The organism is Nonomuraea sp. NPDC050643, from assembly GCF_040654715.1.
Classification (GTDB): domain Bacteria; phylum Actinomycetota; class Actinomycetes; order Streptosporangiales; family Streptosporangiaceae; genus Nonomuraea.
Genome location: NZ_JBFAIM010000032.1, coordinates 72,071 through 87,833 on the forward strand (window position 1 = coordinate 72,071; position 15,763 = coordinate 87,833).

At 71.5% G+C, this 15,763-nt stretch carries 13 protein-coding genes; 5 read left to right on the plus strand and 8 right to left on the minus strand.

What is annotated here, in order from left to right; all coding sequences use genetic code 11:
• Nucleotides 1–4: 4 nt before the first annotated feature.
• Nucleotides 5–1,270, minus strand: coding sequence for a sugar ABC transporter substrate-binding protein (locus tag AB0I15_RS35635; RefSeq protein ID WP_358105420.1), 1,266 nt, complete (start codon nucleotides 1,268–1,270; stop codon nucleotides 5–7).
• Nucleotides 1,267–2,265 carry a LacI family DNA-binding transcriptional regulator gene (locus AB0I15_RS35640; protein WP_358105422.1) on the minus strand — a complete coding sequence of 333 codons (999 nt, stop codon included), beginning with the start codon at nucleotides 2,263–2,265 and terminating at the stop codon, nucleotides 1,267–1,269. Before AB0I15_RS35640 ends, AB0I15_RS35635 begins: the two co-directional genes overlap by 4 nt.
• 144 nt (nucleotides 2,266–2,409) lie before the next feature.
• Between AB0I15_RS35640 and AB0I15_RS35645 the strand changes: the two genes are divergently transcribed.
• Nucleotides 2,410–2,814, plus strand: coding sequence for a nitroreductase family deazaflavin-dependent oxidoreductase (locus tag AB0I15_RS35645; protein WP_358105425.1), 405 nt, complete (start codon nucleotides 2,410–2,412; stop codon nucleotides 2,812–2,814).
• Nucleotides 2,815–3,004: 190 nt separating this feature from the next.
• Here AB0I15_RS35645 and glgA read toward each other — a convergent pair whose 3' ends face one another.
• Nucleotides 3,005–4,171, minus strand: coding sequence for a glycogen synthase (gene glgA / locus AB0I15_RS35650; RefSeq protein WP_358105428.1), 1,167 nt, complete (start codon nucleotides 4,169–4,171; stop codon nucleotides 3,005–3,007).
• Nucleotides 4,172–4,382: 211 nt separating this feature from the next.
• Between glgA and glgC the strand changes: the two genes are divergently transcribed.
• Nucleotides 4,383–5,618, plus strand: coding sequence for a glucose-1-phosphate adenylyltransferase (gene glgC, locus AB0I15_RS35655; protein ID WP_358105431.1), 1,236 nt, complete (start codon nucleotides 4,383–4,385; stop codon nucleotides 5,616–5,618).
• A gap of 895 nt (nucleotides 5,619–6,513) precedes the next feature.
• On the opposite strand, the gene AB0I15_RS35660 is transcribed toward glgC, so the two are convergent.
• Complete coding sequence (locus AB0I15_RS35660; RefSeq protein WP_358105434.1) at nucleotides 6,514–7,275, minus strand: hypothetical protein; 762 nt, start codon at nucleotides 7,273–7,275, stop codon at nucleotides 6,514–6,516.
• A 298-nt stretch (nucleotides 7,276–7,573) separates the two neighbouring features.
• Between AB0I15_RS35660 and AB0I15_RS35665 the strand changes: the two genes are divergently transcribed.
• Complete coding sequence (locus AB0I15_RS35665; RefSeq protein WP_358105437.1) at nucleotides 7,574–9,052, plus strand: Nramp family divalent metal transporter; 1,479 nt, start codon at nucleotides 7,574–7,576, stop codon at nucleotides 9,050–9,052.
• On the opposite strand, the gene AB0I15_RS35670 is transcribed toward AB0I15_RS35665, so the two are convergent.
• From AB0I15_RS35670 to AB0I15_RS35680, 3 genes are all read right to left on the minus strand, one after another.
• Nucleotides 9,049–9,729, minus strand: a complete 681-nt coding sequence (locus AB0I15_RS35670; RefSeq protein WP_358105440.1) for a hypothetical protein — start codon at nucleotides 9,727–9,729, stop codon at nucleotides 9,049–9,051. The genes AB0I15_RS35665 and AB0I15_RS35670 overlap by 4 nt on opposite strands.
• Nucleotides 9,726–10,100 (minus strand): hypothetical protein, encoded by a 375-nt coding sequence (locus AB0I15_RS35675; protein WP_358105443.1) that lies wholly within the window; start codon nucleotides 10,098–10,100, stop codon nucleotides 9,726–9,728. Before AB0I15_RS35675 ends, AB0I15_RS35670 begins: the two co-directional genes overlap by 4 nt.
• A 73-nt stretch (nucleotides 10,101–10,173) precedes the next feature.
• The gene (locus AB0I15_RS35680) at nucleotides 10,174–12,123 is read right to left on the minus strand and encodes a heparinase II/III family protein (RefSeq protein WP_358105447.1); all 1,950 of its coding nucleotides are present in this window, start codon (nucleotides 12,121–12,123) and stop codon (nucleotides 10,174–10,176) included.
• Between the two features lie 47 nt (nucleotides 12,124–12,170).
• On the opposite strand from AB0I15_RS35680, the gene AB0I15_RS35685 reads away from it, so the two are divergent.
• Nucleotides 12,171–14,009 carry a DUF2264 domain-containing protein gene (locus AB0I15_RS35685; RefSeq protein ID WP_358105450.1) on the plus strand — a complete coding sequence of 613 codons (1,839 nt, stop codon included), beginning with the start codon at nucleotides 12,171–12,173 and terminating at the stop codon, nucleotides 14,007–14,009.
• A gap of 69 nt (nucleotides 14,010–14,078) precedes the next feature.
• On the plus strand, nucleotides 14,079–14,669 hold the full coding sequence (locus AB0I15_RS35690; RefSeq protein ID WP_358105453.1) for a hypothetical protein: 591 nt from the start codon (nucleotides 14,079–14,081) through the stop codon (nucleotides 14,667–14,669).
• 42 nt (nucleotides 14,670–14,711) lie between these two features.
• On the opposite strand, the gene AB0I15_RS35695 is transcribed toward AB0I15_RS35690, so the two are convergent.
• On the minus strand, nucleotides 14,712–15,611 hold the full coding sequence (locus AB0I15_RS35695) for a winged helix-turn-helix domain-containing protein (RefSeq protein WP_358105456.1): 900 nt from the start codon (nucleotides 15,609–15,611) through the stop codon (nucleotides 14,712–14,714).
• Between the last annotated feature and the right edge of the window lie 152 nt (nucleotides 15,612–15,763).

The window sequence follows — 15,763 nt, forward strand, 5'->3', positions numbered from 1 at the left end:
GGGCTCAGAGGCCCGTCCCGATCGTGCCGGCCTGCGACTGGATCGCCTTGGCCGTCTCCTCGGGCGTCTGGGTGCCGCGCGCCAGTTTCTCCAGCTCGGCCTCCAGCACCCTGGCCACCTGCTCCCACGTGGGGAACGGCGGCGGGGTCCTGGCGTCCTTGAGCTGCTCGCCGAAGACCGCGAGCTGCTCGTCGGCCTTGAGCTCGGGCTCCTGCCAGGCCGACTGCACGGCCGGCAGCGCCTTGACCGTGGTGTACCACTTGGCCTGCACCTTCGGCTCGCTCAGCCACTGGATGAACTTCCAGGCCGCGTCGCGGTTCTTCGCCTTCTTGAACACCGCCATGTCGGCGCCGCCGACGAAGCTCGTCCTCGACACCGGCCCCTTGGGGTAGGGGGCCACGTCGAACTTGTCCTTGAACCCGGCGCCGCCGTCGTTGGTGAGCACGCCGATCATCCACGGGCCGGAGAAGAACCCGCCGACCTCGCCCTTGATGAACGTCTGCGGGAAGGCGTTCGCGGGGGTGTCGGTGGGGGCCAGCCGCTGCTTGAACATCGCCTCGTACTGCTTGAGCGCCGTGACCGCCTCGGGGGTGTCGAAGTTGTACGCGCCGTCCTTGACGATGTCGCCGCCCGCCTGCCAGATCAGCGGCAGCACCTCCTGCCAGGAGGCGCCCAGGGTGTAGCTCTGCTGGAAGCCGTCCTTGGCGCCGCCCTTCTCCTTGAGCGCGCGGGCGAACGCGGTGAACTCCTGCCAGGTCCCCGGCGGCTTCACGCCCGCCTTCTCGGCCTGGTCGGTGCGGTAGTAGAGGACGCGGGTCTCGACGTACCAGGGCACGCCGTACGCGGTGCCGTTGACGTCGACGGTCTGCCAGGCCCCCGGGAAGAACGCCGCCTTGTCGACCAGGTTGCCCGGGGTGGGCTCCAGGGCGCCGGTCTTGGCCAGCTCGCCCGACCAGGTCGAGCCGATCATGCTCACGTCGGGTGTGGCGCCGCCCGCGATGGCCGCGGTGATCTTGTCGTGGGCCACGTCCCAGCCGATGGCCGTCACGTTGACCTTCACGCCGGGGTTGACGCCCTCGAAGTCCTTGACGAACGTGCCGAGCGCCTTGCCCTCCTCGCCCATCGCCCAGACCGTGACCTCCCCCGTGATCTTGCCGGTCGTCACGTCCTGCGCCTGCTCCGGCGCCTTGTCCGCGCCGCGGCCGCAGCCCGCGGTCAGGGTCACGAGAGCCAGCACGCCCGCGGCGGCGCGCCGGGTGGTGGTGTTCACGTCTTTACCTCCTGGGGGTGGTGACCACAGCTGGAGCGGATGACCAGCTCGGTGGTCAGGATGAGGTGGCGCGGGGTGTCGCGAACCCCGGTGATCAGCTCGTCGAGCGCGCGGGCGGCGCGGGCGCCGAGCTCGCGCATCGGCTGGCGCACGGTGGTCAGCGCGGGGCGGGCGTGGCGGGCGGCCATGATGTCGTCCCAGCCGGTGACGGCCAGGTCGCCGGGCACCTCGAGGCCGAGCTCCTCGGCGGCGAGCAGGGCCCCCAGCGCCACCTCGTCGTCGGAGCACACGATCGCCTCGGGCCTGCTCCCGCCCTTGAGCAGCCTCCTGGCGGCCTCGTGGCCGGACTCGACGGTGTAGTGGCCGGTGTCCACGGCCTCGATCGCGCCGCCGAGCACGGCCCGCACGCCCTGCCAGCGCTCATCCACGTCGTCGCTGCTGGTCAGCGGCGCGCCGAGGAAGGCGAACCGCTCGTAGCCGTGCCCTTTCAGGTGCTCGGCCAGCGCCCGCGCCGAGGCGGCGTTCTCGCTGCGCAGGGTGTCGGCGCCGGGCAGCGGGTCGCGCGAGATGAACACCAGCCGCACGCCCAGCCGCACCAGCTCGCCGGCCAGCGGCTCGGGGACCGCGTGGCCGAAGATCAGCATGCCGTCGACCCGCCCGGCCAGCTCCTTCACCAGGTCGCCGACCCGCGTGCGCCCCTTGGTGGACAGGATGACCACCGAGCGGCCCAGCTCGGAGGCGACCTCCTCGTAGCCGAGCAGGACCTCGGTGTAGTAGGGGCCCGCGAGGTCGGGGAAGACGATGCCGTTGGCGGCGTGGCGGCCCTCGGCCAGGCTGACGCCCAGGCGGCTGGGCGTGAAGTTGAGCTCCTCGACCGCCTTGAGCACCTTCTCCCGCGTCCTGGCCGCCACGGGGCCGGTGCCGCGCAGGGCTCTGGACACGGTCGCGATCGACACGCCGGCCCGCTTGGCCACCTCGTAGATGGTCACGTCCATCGAGCGTCTCCCTTTTGTGTAAGCGCTTTCATAATGAGCTGCTGTAAGCGCTTACACAAATGCAGTGTGCCAGGGTCGTTAACTTCTCGTACAGACCCCGGCGAGTAACGGTGAGGTCACACCGGGGGTGGGTAGGGGCGGATCATGCTCTATGGCAAGGAACATGTCCGGCGCTACCAGGAGACCGACGGCGCCGAGGGACACGACTGGAACAACACCACGGTCCTGCTCCTGACCACCAAAGGCCGCAACTCGGGCCGGCCGTACACGACGCCGCTCATCTACCAGAAACACGGCGACGACCACGTGATCGTGGCCTCGAAGGGCGGCGACCCGGACCACCCGGAGTGGTACAAGAACCTGATGGCCGATCCCGAGGTCGAGGTGCAGGTCAAGGGTGAGAAGTTCACGGCCCACGCCCGCACGGCCACCGGCACCGAGCGGCCTGAGCTGTGGCGGCTGATGACCCGGACGTGGCCGGACTACGACGAGTACACGAAGAAGACGGACCGGGAGATCCCGGTGGTGGTGCTGGAGCACGTCGCGTAGCGCCATCAAGTGGGGCCCTCAAGGGGGCCCTCAAGGGGGCCACTGTTCTGACCACGGAGCCGGCCGGCCGCGCGCCGTCGCGGCGGCCGGCTCCGTGCGGGTCAGCGGGCGTTCTCCTGGAGGCCGCCGGCCCCGTGCGGCGGGTGGGGGCGGCCGCCGCGAAGCCGTACGGGATGGGCTTGGAAGAGCCTCACAGGGACGTGTAGAGGTCCATCGTGCGGTGGGCGATGCGCTCCCAGGAGAAGTGATCGATCGCGCGGGCGCGGCCCGCCTCCCCCATCGCCCGCGCCCTGGCCGGGTCTCCCAGCAGGGCGTTGACGCGCTCCGCGAGGTCGGCGGCGAACCGGTCGGGGTCGTGCGGCGTGCCGTCGGCGCCCTGCGAGATCGGCACCAGCAGCCCCGTCTCCCCGTCGGCCACCACCTCGGGGATGCCGCCCGTCGCCGTCGCCACCACCGCCGTCTCGCAGGCCATCGCCTCCAGGTTCACGATCCCCATCGGCTCGTAGACCGACGGGCAGACGAACACCGTGGCGTGCGTCAGGAGCTGGATCACCTCGGGCTTGGGCAGCATCTCCTGGATCCAGAACACCCCGTCGCGGTCGAGGCCGCGCACCAGCTCCGTCACCTCCGCCGCGATCTCCGGCGTGTCCGGCGCGCCCGCGCACAACACGAGCTGCGCCGCGGGATCGAAGGCGCGCGCCGCGTGCAGGAGGTGGACCAGGCCCTTCTGGCGGGTGATGCGGCCGACGAAGACGACGTAGGGGCGGGCGGGGTCCACGCCGTGCTTGTCCAGGACGCCGAGGTCGCGGTCGGGCGCGTACTCGGCCGTGTCGATGCCGTTGTGGATCACGCTGACCTTGTCGCGCGGAATCTCCGGGTACGCGGCCAGCACGTCACGCCGCATCCCCTCCGACACCGCGATCACCGCGTCCGCGGCGGCCAGGGCGGTGCGCTCGGCCCACGACGAGATCGTGTAGCCACCGCCGAGCTGCTCGGCCTTCCACGGCCGCAGCGGCTCCAGGCTGTGCGTGGTGATGACGTGGGGCACGCCGTGCAGCATCTTCGCGACATGCCCGGCGAAGTTGGCGTACCAGGTATGGGAGTGGACGAGGTCGGCGCCCTCGCACGCGGCGGCCATCTCCAGGTCCACGCCCAGCACCTGGAGCGCGCCGTTGGCGCCCGCCAGACCGCCCGGCACCCGGTAGGCCGACACTCCCGGCTCGGCGCGGTCGGCCCCGAAGCAGCGCACCTTCACGTCGGCCAGTTTCCGCAGCTCCCGGGCCAGGTATTCCATGTGCACCCCGGCCCCGCCGTACACCTCGGGCGGGTATTCCCGACTGAGCAGATCAACACGCATGACACGACCTTACGGTGGGCCGCGACCGGCGGCCCCGCGCGCGGAGCAAGTTTTCTGCACTTACTGCACAGAGAACACGAGGACGAGGCCCAGGTCGGGAACCTGTCCCCGGACGTTGAGCAGTACATTGAGCACCAAAAGCGGACACGCGGGGGGGTCACCGTGCGGGGTTTCGTCGATAGATCGGCCATTTGAGGGTAGCGTCCTGGGCATGAGGTCCCGGAGGGTGCTTGCGGTCGTGCTGGCAGGTGGAGAGGGCAAGAGGCTCATGCCTCTCACGGCGGATCGGGCGAAACCGGCCGTGCCGTTCGGGGGGATGTATCGGCTCATAGATTTCGTGCTGTCGAACCTGGCGAACGGCGACTTCCTGAAGATCGTCGTGCTGACGCAGTACAAGAACCACAGCCTCGACCGGCACGTGTCACGTACCTGGCGGCTGTCGGCGATGCTCGGCAACTACGTCACCCCCGTGCCCGCGCAGCAGCGGCTCGGGCCGCGGTGGTTCTCGGGCTCGGCCGACGCGCTGTTCCAGAACCTGAACCTGATCTATGACGAGATGCCCGAGCACGTGATCGTGTTCGGGGCCGACCACATCTACCGGATGGACCCGCGGCAGATGGTCGAGCAGCACGAGGATTCCGGCGCGGATGTGACGGTGGCGGCCATCAGGCAGCCGCTCTCGCTCGCCGACCAGTTCGGGGTGATCGAGACCGATCCCCAGGGGCGCCGGATCGTGGCGTTCAGGGAGAAGCCCAAGGACGCGGTGGGGCTGGCCGACTCCCCCGACGAGGTGTTCGCCTCGATGGGCAACTACGTGTTCAAGACGCAGTCGATGATCGACGCGCTGCGCGAGGACGCGCTCGACCCCACCAGCAAGCACGACCTGGGCGGCAACATCATCCCCATGCTGGTCAAGTCGGGCGGAGCCGACGTCTACGACTTCGCCAACAACATCGTCCCCGGCTCCAGCGAACGCGACCGCGGCTACTGGCGCGACGTGGGGACGCTCGACGCCTACTACGAGGCCCACATGGACCTCATCTCGGCGCATCCGGTGTTCAACCTGTACAACGACAAGTGGCCGATCTTCACTGGGCACGACCCGCTGCCGCCGGCCAAGTTCGTGCACAACGACGGCGACCGGGTCGGGCGGGCGATCGACTCGCTGGTCTCGCCCGGGGTGATCGTCTCCGGTGGCACGGCGATCCGGTCCATCCTGTCGCCCAAGGTCGTGCTCCACTCGCACTCGCTGGTGGAGGACTCGGTGCTGATGGAGAACGTCAAGGTCGGGCGGGGGGCCATCGTCCGCAAGGCGATCATCGACAAGAACGTGGTGATTCCGGACGGGGCGCGGATCGGGTTCGACCTGGAGTACGACCGCACACGGTTCGCGTTGACGCGGGGCGGGGTCGTGGTGATCGGCAAGAACGAGATCGTCGATCGGTAGACGGGGTTCGCAGGGCCACCGGCGGGGTTACCGCAACCGCCGGACCCCGCAGCACCCGCGGGCGGCGTGCTCAGCGACGGTCAAGAGCGCCCGGCGCGGGCATTCCCGGGGAAGCGGCGCGGCCTCGACCGGGCGCCCGCCGTCGTGGCGGATCGCGGCTGAGGAGCGGTCGTACCGGAGGACGACCGGGCCGGGGGCGTGATGGTGGCGTCCGAGGAGCGGTCGTGCCGGCGTGCGACCGGAGCCGGGGGCGTGCGACCGAGGAGGCGGCGCACGCGGCGCTGGGGTGGTCGGAGGCTGCTTGGGCGCTGGGGGGCGCATGGGATCGCCTCGCCGCAAGAGCGTGGGCCTTGGGGCGCTTGGGAATGTCCGGGCTCGCGGCCTGGCCGGGCACCGTGGCGGTGAGGCGGAGGGCGGGCGCGCGAAGACCGCCGGCTCAAGATCTCCCGCTGGGAGCCGGAGGAGTCGTCGGCGGTGACGGGCATGGGGACGGAACGCGCGCGGGGGCCGGTGTTCGGTCACGCATGGCGGGTGGGTGGGGGCGTGACGGGAGGCAAGTGACTGAGGGCCCGTGATCGAGGGCCCGTGACTGAGGGCCCGTGATCGAGGGCCCGTGATCGAGGGCCCGTGATCGAGGGCCCGTGATCGAGGGCCCGTGATCGAGGGCCCGTGATCGAGGGCCCGTGACTGAGGGCCCGTGACTGAGGGCCCGTGACTGAGGGCTCGTGACTGAGGGCTCGTGACTGAGGGCTCGTGACTGAGGGCTCGTGACTGAGGGCTCGTGACTGAGGGCTCGTGACTGGGGTGGGTGACTGGGGGCAGGGGTCCCGGGTCACCGTGGCAGTGTCCCGGGACCGAACCGGACGGACCTTCCAGATCCGGCTGCTGCCAAGTCCTAGTAGCGACCGAACCAGAGAACCGGCAGGTCGTAGCCCGACCAGCCGCGAGTGCCCCAGCCCTGCTCAGCCCAGGACCCGTTGCGCTTGTCGTAGCCCGGTGCACCCCAGTGGGTGTCGTGGCCGTGCTCGTGGCCGTGCTCCTGCCCGTCCCACTTGGAGCCGTCCCAGCCTACGCGGTGGCCGTTCTCCTGGTTCCAGCCGTCGTTGTTCCAGCCGCGGGCGTTCTCGCCGTTCCAGCCGCGAGTGTTCTCCTGGTTCCAGCCGTCGTTGCCCCAACCGTGACCGTTCTCATGGTCCCAGCCCTGGCCGTTCTCGTGGTCCCAGCCCTCGTTGTCCCAGTCCTGGCCGTTCTCCTGGTCCCAGCCTTCGCTGTCCCAGCCGTGACGGTTCTGGCCGTTCCAGCCTTGGCTGTCCCAGTCCTGGCCGTTCTCGTGGTCCCAGCCCTCGTTGTCCCAGCCGTGGCGGTCCTCGGGCTTCCAGCCCTCCTTGTCCGAGGTGTCATGCTCCTCGGGCTTCACGTCCTCCGGCTTCACGTCCTCGGTCTTCGTGGTGGCGGGCTTCTGCTCGTGACGGCCGTCGCAGGCGTTGGCGTCGCGGCGGCCCGCGTACACGCCGTGACGGTCGATGCGAAGCGAGCGCGTGATATCGGACAGGCTCAGGTCGCAGGCGACCGAGTCCGCGCTGGCCGGCATGGCCATGACCGTCATCGTCGCGGCGATGACAAGTGCGCCACCTGCCGCTATGAACTTACCTTTCATGATCTCCCCCTGTAGTCACCTTGTGACAACGCTTCCTCACTGTACGTAGTCGATCCCGTAACGTCGCGTAACGCCACGCCTGAACATCTCGTCACGTTGACGGGCCCTGTCAGCCGTGATCGCGGTTATGTCGTCACCTGGCGGGAGATGGGCCTCGATGTCGCATAGCCGGTGGTTACGGGGCTGCTGACGGCGCGCCCTCCGGACTCCCGCGGTCAAGCCCTCGGCGGACCGCCCGGCAATTGGGTCTTGTAGCCGCCGGGCGAGAGGATCACCCTAAGCGGCAGGAGGCAGTGAGATGTCGCACCCACTCGGAGTCAGCCGCCCGGATCTCGAAGTCACCGACCTGCCCTCTCCGGAGGAGGTCTTCAAAGTCTCCAAGATCGGCCCCAAGGAACTCTTCAAGTACGCCGTCGGCCCCAGCCTGATAGCCCTCGGCATCTCGATCGGCAGCGGCGAATGGCTGCTCGGACCCCTCAACGTAGGCCAGTACGGCTTCGTCGGCGTCGGCTGGGTCATCGTCGTCTCGGCCGTGCTGCAGACGTTCTACAACGTCGAATGCTCCCGCTACGTGCTCGCGACCGGTGAGACGCCGGTGGTCGGCTGGGGACGCGTGCCACCGGGCTGGATGCTCTGGGTCCCCCTGTCCGTCCTCATCGTGATCTTCGCGTTCATCGCGGGCGGCTGGGCCGCGTCGGCCGGGCAGGGTGTGTACGCCCTCGTCCACGGCGTCCCTCCGGCGGCCACCGACCTCGAACCGCGCTGGTGGGCCGTCGGCCTGCTGGTGCTGGTGTTCCTCATCACCGCCGGCGCCCGCCGGATCAGCCGCGCGCTCGAGCTGGCCAACTGGGTCATGGTCAGCACCATCCTCATCGCCCTGCTGGCCGTGGACCTGCTCGTGGTCCCGTTCAGCCTGTGGTGGGAGGGCATCGTCGGCTTCGTCACCCCGGCCGCCCCGCCGGCCGGCATCACCGCCACCCAGTTAGGTGCCCTGGCCGGATTCACCGCGCTGGCCTCCGGCCTGAACTGGTACGTCATGGGCCACTACCGTGACAAGGGCTACGGCATGGGATACCGCGTCGGCTACATCTCGGGGCTGCGCGGCGAGCGGCGCGAGATCCTGGCCAGCGGCGTGACGTTCCCCGACGACGAACGCAACCGCAGCATGTGGCGCCGGTGGTACCGGCTGCTCATGGTCGACATGTGGGGCGTGTTCTTCGTCGGCGCCATCCTCGGCATGCTGCTGCCCACGCTTCTCATGTCGCAGGCCGTCGTCCTGTCGGGCGAGAGGCCGACCCGGGCGAACGTCCCGACGTTCGTGGCCAGCGCGCTCGGCGAGGAGTACGGCCGGGTGATCTTCTACGTGGCGCTCGTCGTCGGCGTGCTGATCCTGTTCTCGACGCAGCTCGGCATCTTCGAGGCGATGGTGCGGGTGACGACCGACGCGGCCAACTCCACGAGCCCGCGCCTGCGCGCCCTGATCGCGGGCGACCCGCGGCGCTTCTATTACCCGTTCATGATCCTGCTGCTGGTGCTCATCTCGATCATCATGTTCCAGTCGCTGCCGGTGGGCCTCGTGGAGTGGTCGGCCAACATGTCGAACCTGGGAGCGCTGATCTATCCGTTCCTGCTCATGTACCTGAACAGCAAGCTCCCGCGGCCGGCCCGCCCGCGGCCCTGGCACTACGTCATCCTCGTGCTCAACTTCCTGTTCTTCGGGTTCTTCTTCGTCAACTTCATCGCCGACTTCGTCGGGGACCCGCTGGTGACGTTCTAGGAGAGCGACCACAGGTCGACGCGGACGGTCAGCCGTCCGCCGGCCGGTGGGCCGAAGGTCAGGTAGGCGAGGTCATGGGACCGGGTCAGGAGGCAGACGGCCTGCGAGGGCCCGACCTCGTCCTCGCCGGCCCCCGGGGCCGCTGGGGACGGCGGGTGGCGGAGGCATTCGGCCGGTGAGACGCCGGTACGGGCCCGGGTCCCGTCCACCCGGATCCGGGCTCCGTCGCCGGAGACGGCGAAGTCGGCGTTGCCGTCCAGAAAACCGGCGCCGGCGCGCGACGTGCCGGAGGAGGTCACCTTCCAGAAGCCCACGCCGCTCTTCTTCGCCGGGACGGGCAGGCGCACGGTCTCTCGGTAGAGCAGGCGCGGGGTCTCCTCGGACGGCGCGCCGGTGCCCGCGGGGATGTTCCCGCCCGACGGGTTGAGCAGGGGCCTGACCACGACCATGCCGACGACGAGCGCCATGGCGGTGGCCGCCACGGGCAGGGTGAGCCGGACGAACGACAGGGTCAGGCGCCTTTTCCGCCGTGGCGCCGGTGGCGGCGGGCCGAGCAGGGCCGTCCAGTAACGCTGCCACAGGGTCAGGTGCCGAAAGGAGCGCTGGTCGAGGGCTTCGTAGGGCCTGCTGTCGATGAGGGCGTGCCAGTAACGCCGCGCGAGGCCGCGCTCCTTCATGGTGCGGCTTCCTGCGGATCGCCCGCCTTCGCCGGGGCCGTCTCCGCGGGCAGGGTCCGGAGGCTGCGCAACGTGCCGACCTGGCGCAGGAGCGCGGGGGCGGAGGCGCCGACCGCGATGGCCGCCATGCCGCCGGTGATCTGGTCCTTGAACAGCAGGCAGGCCGCCGCGCCCAGCGCCAGCCGGGTGACCGCGACGAGGGAGTCCGCCACCGGATCCAGGTATTCGCCCAGGCTCGGCAGCTCGGCCCGCTTCTTCGCCCTGGCCTTCTTGCGGGCCTGCTGCCATGCCGTCAACGAGCTCCACACATAGAGGATCTCTATGATCGCTCCCCCGACGGCGCCCAGCCCCACGGCCGCCATCCACCCCACGAGTCCGCCCCTCGGTTCTGGCTGTCCGCCAAGCATGCGCACGCGTGTCACGGGTGGGCGAGGGCTCGGACGGTCAGGTAGTGGTTACCGCCGAGGATGGCTCGTGTGTCTCGATGGTGAAGGCGGCCTCGAAGCGGGCCTCCGTGGCGTGGCCGCGGAGGAGCAGCAGGCCGAGGGGGCGGCCGTTCGGGTTGCCGGGGGCGGTGGCGGCATAGGCGGTGAAGCCTTCCGGGACCGTCAGCGTGAGGTGCGGGGAGCCGGTGATCGACCAGGCGCCCCGGAGAGGGCGGCCGGTGAGCCGGCGGACGTCCCTGAGCCAGGCGTGGCCCAGGTCGGCCGGTGTGCCCGGCCCGAGGCCGGGCACGAACGCGCCGTCTCCGTGGAAGGCCCACTCGATCGCGTCGGGGTGGGCGAGGGTGACGGTGAGGACGTCCGTCCAGCCGTGGTCGTTGACGGTGATCGTACGGCGCAGGACGTGGCCGTCCCAGGCGGACTCCGCCGTCACGTGGCCGGCGGACCACTCCACGAGGCGGCCGGTGTGGGCGGGTTGCGGGCGGGCGCCGACGGTGACGGTGTTGTGGGCGGCCGGTGAGCGCATCCACGCCGTGAACTCCGAGCCGTAACCGCTGGTGCCGAGGTCGAGGCTGGACCAGCCGGTGACGGTCTCGGCGTCCACGGCCAGTTTGTCGCGGTGGTCGTGCCACCCGGCGTCGGGGCCCGAGCGGATCGCCAGCCGGACCGCGGGCGACCGGAGCAGGGCGATCCCGGCTCGCGGCCAGGCGAACGAGGCCGGCACGGCGGTGCCGGGCGGGGGAAGGTCGTCGGGACCGAAGACGAGCGCGGCCACGGAGTTGCGCCCGGCCAAGGCGGCGGGCGAGGAAGAGGCCGCGGAGACGAGCGAAGAGGTGGCCGAACCGGTGGGGGCGGAAGCGCGCGAACCGGTGGGCGATGAGGCGGGCGAACGAGTGGGGGTGGGGTCGGGGATGCGGGCGCCGTACCAGAGGCGGAGCGAGGTGGGGTGGGGGTGGCGGTAGTAGGGCCGCGGGTCGGGGCGGGCGGCCGGCAGGAGGGTCCAGGCCGCCTCGGCCTGCGGGGCGAACTCGGCGACGAAGCAGTCGGGCCAGCCGTCACCGTAGGCGGGAAGCCGGCCGTCCGCGTACGCCAGCAGCGGCGGCGCGCCGATCGCCCGGGACAGGCGGGCCTCGGACTCCTCCGACAGGCCGCCCGGCCCCGCGGCCTCGGCGTAGGACAGGAGGGCGGCGAGCGCGTAGTAGTGGTAGTGGGCGTTGACCTCGTACCAGAGGCCCTCCGGGTGGAAGCCCTGCCGGACCTGGGCCTCGGCGCCGTGCTCACCGTCGCGGCACCAGGTCAGCAGCTCGGTGTCCCCGAGCCGGGCGGCGCACTCGGCCAGCGCGGCCAGGAGCCAGCAGTGGATGTTGTGGACGGCCCCGACCTGCGGTCGCAGCAGGTCGGCGACCGCCCGCGCCATGCGGTCCACGGCCTGCGAGGTGGCCGGGGAGAGCGCGTCGCCCGACCAGCGGGCGGCGCGCAGCAGGCCGACGGCCCACACGGCCTCGTCGAGGGACTGGGGCTGCACCCGGCCGACACCGACCATCTCGCCGTGCGGCCGGTAGGAGAGGTAGTCGCGGGCGTAGGTGGACAGGATCCGCTCGAGCTCGGCCCGCGCCTGGCCGAGACCCTTCAGGCGGTGGAGGAGGGCGGCGCGCTGGGCCTGGCCGGCCACCGCGTCGTGGGTCCTGGCCCGCCAGGCGCCGTCCCACGGCTCGCCGGCGTAGACCTTGCCGCAGTCGGTGCAGACGTGGTGGTCCTGACCGGAGCGCAGCTCCGCGCCGTCGGCGTCGCAGAAGTAGTGGTGGATCCACGCCGACTCCCGCTCGGGCCCCGGGATCGGCACGCCCGCCCACGCCGTGAACCCCTCCTGTACGGCCGCCAGCACGGACGCGGCCCACGGGCGGGTCGCGGCGCGGCGGCGTACCGAGGGCCAGTCCGGACCGTACGCCATGAACCCATTGTTGTCGGGCGCGGCCGGGACCGTGTTTGCTAGGCCGGGTGATCTCCCCTTACACGGGCTGGACCAGGGACCATTGGGCCGAGCTGGCCGACCGGTTGCTGCTGTCGGCCCGCGCCCACGCCTCCCCCTCCCACGCCCGCGTCGGCTTCCCCGGCCCGCCGGGCGGCTACGGCGCCGACGTCGACGGCCTGGAGGGGTTCGCGCGCACCCTCCTCGCCGCCGGGTTCCGCGTCGCCGGCGAGGACGGGCGCGACCCGCTCGACCTCATGGAGTGGTACGCCCAGGGCATCGCCGCCGGCACCGACCCCCACTCCCCCGAGCGCTGGGTACGCCTGGACGAGCACGGCCAGGCCAAGGTGGAGGCCGCCTCCCTCGCCCTGGTCCTGCACCTGACCAGGCCCTGGCTGTGGGACCGGCTCACGCCGCTGGTGCGCGAGCAGGTCGTGGACTATCTGGCCCCGGCGGTCGGCTCGGACTATCCGCCGATCAACTGGGTCTGGTTCCAGATCGTGGTGGAGCAGTTCCTGGCCTCGGTCGGGGGGCCGTACGCGCAGGAGGACATCGACGCGGGGCTGGCTCTGGCCGACAGCTTCGAGCGCGAGGACGGCTGGTACGCCGACGGCGCCGAACGCTCTTACGACCACTACGCCGGCTGGGCGCTGCACTTCTACCCCCTGCTGTGGAGCGAGATGGCGGGCCGGCCGCCCGAGCCCCGCTACCTGGCGCGCCTCGAACGCTATCTGGACGACGCCGTGCACCTGGTCGGCGCCGACGGCTCGCCGCTGATCCAGGGCCGCAGCCTGGCCTACCGCTTCGCCGCCGCCGCGCCGTTCTGGGCCGGCGCCAGGGCGGGCGTCGGCTCCCCCGGGCTGCTGCGCAGGGCCGCGTCCGGCATCGCCCGCCATTTCGCCGTGAACGGCGCGCCCGACGGCGACGGAGTGCTGACCCTGGGCTGGCACGGGCCGTGGCCGGCGATCGCGCAGGACTATTCGGGTCCCGGCTCGCCGTACTGGGCCTCGAAGGGGTTCCTCGGGCTGTCGCTGCCCGCCGACCATCCGGTGTGGACGGCCGTGGAGGAGCCGCTGCCGGTGGAGGAGGGCGACTTCGCGCGGGTGGTGCGCGCCCCCGGCTGGCTGGTCTCCGGGACGCGGGCGGACGGGGTCGTACGGGTGGTCAACCACGGCACCGACCACTCCCACCCGGGGTCCGGGCTGGCCGACCACCCGCTGTACGCGCGGCTGGGCTACTCCACGGCCACGTTCCCGCCGCTGTCCGGCGACCCCCTCGACCAGTCGGTCGTGCTGCTGGACGGCGACGGCCGGGCCAGTCACCGGACCGGGTTCACCGCCGGGCCCGCGAGCGCGGCGCCGTCGGGCACGCTGGTCGGCTCGTCCCGGTGGCGGGCGCACTGGGGCGAGCAGGGTCCGGGTCCCGACCACGGCTACAGCAGGCCGGGGGCCGAGATGCGGCACGGGCCTGAGCTGGAGGTCGTGTCGGCCGTGCGCGGGGCGTGGGAGGTGCGGTTCGTCCGGCTGTCGGGGGGCTCGGGCAGGCTGCGCGTGGGCGGCTGGCCCGCGCCGGAGGGCGGCCCGGCCACCCGCGTGCTGGGCGGCCCCGGGCTGACCGAGCGGGGCACGGCCGTGGCCGCCACCCCGCTCGGCGAGCGCACGCTGGTCCCGTGGTGCGCGACGCCCGGCGACGCCGAGCCGGGCCACTGGTACACCGCCACGCTCCTGCTCGGCCACGGCGACGTGCCGCCCACCGTCGACGGAACGCGGGTCACCTGGCCGGACGGGACGATCGACGACCTCCTCCTGCCAGGGGCGCGCCCTTTCCCGCCGGCGTCTCAGGGCACCCTTTCAGGGAAATCGAAATGATCGGATGGGCTGGTGCGCGCTGTTAGCTTGACCGGCGTCCAATCGGTTATTTCGGAGGGATTCGAATAGATGGCCCTGTCATTCGGCCGCATGACCCGCACCACCGGCCTCGGTCCGGCCGTGGCGCTGGGCGCCGCCCTGTCTCTCGGCGCCGCGCTGGCTCTCGGCACCGCCACGCAGGCCTCCGCCACTTCCGGGACGTCGGCCACGAGTGTCGCCGCGCAGCGGGTGAAGGTCTATGAGCTGGTGACGAAGGACGGCGGGTTCTTCTACACGGCCAGCGAGTCGGAGAAGCAGAACGCGATCAGCAAGCACGGCTGGTCGACGACGCAGACGCCGCTCTACTACCTCTCGTCCGCCCCGTTCGCCGGTGGCAAGCCGCTCTACCGGCTGCGCTGGTCGAAGAAGGCGTCGTACCTCGTCACCGCCTCGGTGGCGGAGCGGGATCGCCTGGCGGGCTCGGGTGACTTCCGTTACGAGGGCGTCCTGGGCTACGCGCCCGGCTCGGCGGGCGCCGGTGGCGAGGTGAAGGTGTTCCGCCTGTCGAACAACAACAAGTGGCGGCTCGCGATCGAGTCGCACACGGAGAAGATCCTGGCGAACGAGCCGGGCTGGAAGCTCGACGGCCCGCTCCTCTTCCAGTTCGACGGCGCCCGCTGAGGACGGCGGAGAGGGGCGCGCCGGGCGCCCCTCTCCGCGCACTCAGCGGTGGTACATCTCCAGCAGTTCCTCCGCGCGGTGGGTGCGGCCGACCCACACCTCACGGCCGCGGCGCTCCCTGGTGATGAGGTGGGCGGCGCGCAGGCGGTCACAGTGGTACGTGATGCTGCTGGGCGCGATCTTCATGTCGGCCGCCAGCATGCTCATGGTCATGGGCCGGCCGATGGCGCAGAGCAGGTCGGCGCGTACCGGGCCCATCAGCGCCGACAGCTCGTCGATCGCCGGGGCGGCCGGTTGACGCCACAGCGAGGCCGCGCCGGGCACCGGGTACGCGATCCAGACGGCCTCCTCGTTGTCCAGGCTGACGATGACCGCGTCCTTGCCGGCCAGCATGGGGACCAGGACGATCTTCCGGTTGCCCAGGTCGTACGTGCTGGCCTCGATGTCGGAGATGAGCAGGCCGCGCTCGCCGCAGGTGATGCGGCTGGTGAGCGCGCCGAGCAGCAGCTCGGGGCCGCCGCGCACGGTGGCGATGCCCACGCGCCGCACCTCTCTGTCCAGCAGGGCGCGGGCGCGCTTCCACAGCGGTTCGGTCGTGTGCCAGACGTCGGCCAGCGCGCCGGCGTAGCCGTGCAGCCAGGCCGCGGGCCGGTCGGCGGCCGAGCGCCAGTGGACGGGCAAGGGCCCTTCGCCGAACGCCTGCTCCAGGTCGGTGACGAGGGCGCCGGGCGGCAGGTCGCGCAGGGCGTTGATCTGGGCCTGCACGGAGACGTCGGCGCCGATGGGGGTGCGGGGGACGAGAGAGTCGGGGACCACCGAGTAGCCGGGGGCGGCGAGCGGGCGTACCGCCTGGTGTCCTGGCCGTCCGACGCGCGAGGCGATCGCCTTGCGCCAGAGCTCCGGCAGGCCGCGGCGGCGGCCCGCGAGGGCGTCGGTGATCATGGCCAGGGCCGTGAGATGCGGAGAGATCGAGATGGACAGCTGAGGCGTGGTGGAAACACGCAGCTCGCTCCACACAGTCGGGCTGGTTACGTCGGCTCCTTCAGGTCGGCTGGTCGGGCAGTGAGCCAACCTATTCGGGCGACTTTCCAGCG

Coding starts and splice junctions, on each gene's coding strand:
- AB0I15_RS35680 (WP_358105447.1), bottom strand. CDS start 12,123: ATGGCGTACGGTCCGGACTGGCCCTCGGTACGCCGCCGCGCCGCGACC.
- glgC (WP_358105431.1), top strand. CDS start 4,383: ATGAGGTCCCGGAGGGTGCTTGCGGTCGTGCTGGCAGGTGGAGAGGGC.
- AB0I15_RS35640 (WP_358105422.1), bottom strand. CDS start 2,265: ATGGACGTGACCATCTACGAGGTGGCCAAGCGGGCCGGCGTGTCGATC.
- AB0I15_RS35660 (WP_358105434.1), bottom strand. CDS start 7,275: ATGAAAGGTAAGTTCATAGCGGCAGGTGGCGCACTTGTCATCGCCGCG.
- AB0I15_RS35670 (WP_358105440.1), bottom strand. CDS start 9,729: ATGAAGGAGCGCGGCCTCGCGCGGCGTTACTGGCACGCCCTCATCGAC.
- AB0I15_RS35665 (WP_358105437.1), top strand. CDS start 7,574: ATGTCGCACCCACTCGGAGTCAGCCGCCCGGATCTCGAAGTCACCGAC.
- AB0I15_RS35695 (WP_358105456.1), bottom strand. CDS start 15,611: ATGATCACCGACGCCCTCGCGGGCCGCCGCCGCGGCCTGCCGGAGCTC.
- glgA (WP_358105428.1), bottom strand. CDS start 4,171: ATGCGTGTTGATCTGCTCAGTCGGGAATACCCGCCCGAGGTGTACGGC.
- AB0I15_RS35645 (WP_358105425.1), top strand. CDS start 2,410: ATGCTCTATGGCAAGGAACATGTCCGGCGCTACCAGGAGACCGACGGC.
- AB0I15_RS35690 (WP_358105453.1), top strand. CDS start 14,079: ATGGCCCTGTCATTCGGCCGCATGACCCGCACCACCGGCCTCGGTCCG.